This window comes from Lachnospira hominis (ex Hitch et al. 2025) (assembly GCF_040096395.1).
In the GTDB taxonomy this organism is placed as follows: Bacteria; Bacillota; Clostridia; order Lachnospirales; family Lachnospiraceae; genus Lachnospira; species Lachnospira hominis.
Map to the genome: position 1 here is coordinate 1 of NZ_JBBMES010000063.1, position 942 is coordinate 942.

General features: G+C 45.5%; 2 protein-coding genes. Both read right to left on the reverse strand.

The genetic code is table 11. From position 1 onward, the window contains the following. On the reverse strand, positions 1–413 hold a 413-nt coding region (locus WMO38_RS15065), incomplete at its 3' end, for a sortase (protein ID WP_349163220.1). Between the two features lie 13 nt (positions 414–426). After that, positions 427–942 (reverse strand): hypothetical protein (locus WMO38_RS15070; protein ID WP_349163221.1); only part of this gene is annotated, 516 nt, incomplete at its 5' end.

Here is a 942-nt window from a genome sequence, read left to right on the forward strand (position 1 = left end):
GATATCTGACTTAGTGGTGTAAAAAATGTGCCATATCTGCTGCCATTGTGACCGCACAATACACAGTTGCCACTCTCACCGATTCCTGCAGTCTCTTCTATATGACCAATCCCTGCATTAAGCACTTTACTTGTGGTTCCTTCCATTACCGGATACCTGATATCTAACCCCGGTATCTCAATGATGCCGATAACACCGCCTTCTTTAAGAATGGCTTCATCCTCTTCACTAATGGAGGTTTGCTCTTCCTCCACATCTGTTTCTTCATCGTAATCATCCTCCAATGTCTGCTCAAATTCACTTATGAGCTGTTCTGTCTGTTTTTCTCCGGTTGCCCTCCAGAAAAAAGGGACTGCCATAATGGCAATCCCTGCTGTAATCAGTAGTCCTGCGACCACTTTTCTTATGCTCATATTATTCACTCTCCTATCGTGTTCTGCCCTCTCTGTCGGCTGGATAAGCACCTTTATCCTCTGCTACAATTGCTGCAGATTCCATCCTGTCATCTGCTTCTCTTTCTTCCTCCGGTCCGCTCAGGTCTGCATCCACAGCCTTTGCGTTCTCAAGGTCAAGCTGGGCATTCAGTTCACACTGCCTTGACAGCTTTTCTTCCAGTTCCTTGCTGTATGCAAATGGCTTGTCATACTCTGCCTTTGATGCTTCAAGGTCATTCTGGTACTGCTCAATCTTCTTTTCTAAGAAATCAATGTTCTCATGGAGTCCATTGAACAGGTTTTCCAGCTTTACCATGCTGCCGACCGGACTTGTGGAAAGTTCTGCCTTGTACTCAGTCTTTCCACGAAGCACCATATAATTGATACCAAGGAAGTTCTTTTCCACAAGCAGCTCAAATCCATGGAACTTGCCGATTGCAGTTGTCTCTCCGGTCTTACATTTGCTGATTGCTTCAAGCATCATCGTTCCTCCATCCACACGCTCTGT